General features: G+C 68.1%; 3 protein-coding genes. All 3 read right to left on the bottom strand.

Annotation, left to right across the window (positions count from 1 at the left end):
- Positions 1–508 (bottom strand): beta-ketoacyl synthase N-terminal-like domain-containing protein (locus KZA10_RS11610; RefSeq protein ID WP_306300812.1); only part of this gene is annotated, 508 nt, incomplete at its 3' end.
- A gap of 132 nt (positions 509–640) precedes the next feature.
- On the bottom strand, positions 641–1,960 hold the full coding sequence (locus KZA10_RS11605) for an MFS transporter (protein ID WP_218682959.1): 1,320 nt from the start codon (positions 1,958–1,960) through the stop codon (positions 641–643).
- A gap of 134 nt (positions 1,961–2,094) precedes the next feature.
- Positions 2,095–2,750: dihydrolipoamide acetyltransferase family protein (locus KZA10_RS11600; RefSeq protein ID WP_218682958.1), on the bottom strand; the 656-nt coding region annotated here is incomplete at its 5' end.

Here is a 2,750-nt window from a genome sequence, read left to right as displayed (position 1 = left end):
CCGCCGTCTCCGGCATCGAGAACGTCGCCTTCTCGCGCGCCAGAAGGCGCGGATTCGGGAAGCGCCAGCCGATCGAGGTGTCGAACGCGGCTCCGGGCTTCGCCCAGGCCTTCTCCGGCTTGGCCTGCACCCAGGGCGCGCGGGTCATCGACTCGACGCCGCCGGCGAGGATCACATCGGCGTCGCCGGCGCGGACGGCCTGCGCCGCCATCGTGACGGCGGACATCCCCGAGGCGCAGAGCCGGTTGACCGTGATTCCGGGGACGCTGTCGGGAAGCCCCGCGAGCAGCACCGCCATCCTGGCGACGTTGCGGTTGTCCTCGCCCGCCTGGTTGGCGGCACCGAGGATGACCTCGTCGATCTCGACCTGCAGCGGGTCGATTCCGGCGCGCAGCGCCGCTTCGCGCACGACGATCGATGCGAGGTCGTCCGGGCGGACGGAGGCGAGCGCGCCACCGTAGCGTCCGACCGGGGTGCGTACGCCTCCCACGAGGTATGCCTCGGTCATGCGGAACTCCTGACTGCGTTGTCTCGACGGGTGGCCCGTGTCCGGACGATCGATCCGAATTACTGACCGATCGTCCGGTAATTATGTCACAGACTCAGGGATCGCTGCGATCCCGGGTGGTCGGCCCGAGGGTCACGTGAGCAGATCGACGCCCTTGGTCTCCTTGACGAGGGAGACCCCGATGAGCGAGATCACCGCGGCGACCGCGATGTAGACGCCGATCGTCCAGGCCGCGTGGAACTGGTTCATCAGGGCTTCGGCGATCATCGGTGCGAACGCCCCGCCGAGGATCGCGCCGAGGGCGTAGCCGATGGATACTCCCGAGTAGCGCACGTTCGCGGGGAACATCTCGGCGTAGAGCGCGGCCTGGGGCCCGTAGGAGAGACCGAGCGCGAACGTCATCACGAACAACGCCACGAAGTACCAGAGGATGTTCGCGGTATCGATCAGGAACCACATCGGCACCGCCCACAGGGCGAGTGCGACGTACCCGATCTGGAAGGTGCGGATGCGACCGAGTCGATCGGAGAGGTGTCCTCCCCAGAGGGTGAAGATGAGCCATCCGAACGAGGCGAGCGTCGTCGCCAGCAGAACCGGAGGACGCTCCATGCCGAGCGTCGCGACGGCGTAGGTCGCGAAGAACGCGATGAGCAGGTAGCCCGCCGCGTTGTTGGCGATGAAGATGATGGCGGTCAGGACCACCTGCTTGGTGTTCTGGCGGAACAGGCGGCTCAGCGGAGCGGATGCCTCCTTGCGGCGACGTCGCAGATCCTCGAAGACCGGGCTCTCGTCGACGGCGCGGCGGATCACGTAGCCGACCGCGATGAGCACGATCGAGAGCAGGAACGGGATGCGCCAGCCCCACTCGAGGAAGGCCTCCGGCGACATCGAGCTGGTGAGCACCCACAGGGTCGAGGTGGCGAGGATCATGCCGACCGGGACGCCGATCTGCGGGAACGCGCCGAAGAGTCCTCGTCGGTTGCTCGGCGCGTGCTCGACCGCCATCAGTGCGGCTCCGCCCCACTCTCCGCCCGCGGAGAATCCCTGCACGATGCGGAGCAGGATCAGCAGGATGGGCGCGGCGACGCCGATCGCGGCGTAGGTCGGGAGGATGCCGATGAGCGACGTGGACAGCCCCATCATGATGAGGGTGAGCACGAGCATCTTCTTGCGCCCGAGCTTGTCGCCGAGGTGGCCAGCGACGATCGCGCCGAGGGGGCGGAAGAGGAAGGAGATGCCGATGGTCGCGAACGAGAGGACCTGGGCGAAGCCGGGGCTCTCCTGGGCGATCGGGGCCAGGAACAGCGGTGCGAGCACCAATCCCGCGGCCTGGGCGTAGATGAAGAAGTCGTACCACTCGATCGAGGTGCCCACGAGGGTGCCGGCGAGCACCCGCCGTTCTTCGGCGGGCATCCGTGCGGACGAGGCGCGGTCGGAGACTGCTGACGTCATGCGAACTCCATTGTTCTGCGATTCCGGGAGGGGAGGGCGACGAGGCGCCCCGGCTATTCATGACCGAATGGTCGGTCAGTAATTGCCGAGCGTAGCGCATAGGCGCCGTCGGAATCGAGAACCCGCGCTTTCGGTCAGACCCTCCCGAACGCTCGCAGTGGGTGCTCGATGAGTTCGGTCACCCGCCGCAGGAAGCCGGCAGCGTAGCCGCCGTCACACACGCGGTGGTCGAACGCGAGCGAGACCTGGACGATCCGGCGTGCCACGATAGCCCCGTCGACCACCCACGGACGCTCGATGATCCGACCGATGCCGAGGATCGCCACATCGGGGTGGTTGATGATCGCGGCCGAGCCGTCGACGCCCAGACCTCCGTAGTTGTTGAGCGTGAAGGTCGACCCGCGCAGGCGCTCCGGCGGCATCGTGCCGGAGCGCGCCGTGACGGTGAGTTCGCGCAGCACCGTGTCGAGCTGTGCCACAGTGAGCTCGTGGGCGCGGGGGAGCACCGGCACCAGGAGCCCCCGTTCCGTATCCGCGGCGATCCCGAGGTTCACGCCGTCGAAGGAGATGATCTCGTCTCCGCTCTCGCTGAGCCGCGACGCCAGCAGAGGATGGTCCTCCAGCGCGAGCAGCACGAAGCGGGCGAGGAGTGCGGTCAGGGACGGCGCCTTCCCGCCCTCGGGGGCCATCTGCCCGCGCAGGTCCCACAGGGCCGTGGCGTCGACGTCGACCCAGACGGTGGCTTCGGGGATCTCGGACCTGCTGCGGGTGAGCTTGGCGCTGACGGCCC

The organism is Microbacterium sp. BF1 (genome assembly GCF_019279095.1).
Taxonomy (GTDB): Bacteria; Actinomycetota; Actinomycetes; order Actinomycetales; family Microbacteriaceae; genus Microbacterium; species Microbacterium maritypicum.
Note: the sequence above shows the minus strand (reverse complement) of the source record. Positions and strands in the feature narration are given on the sequence as shown.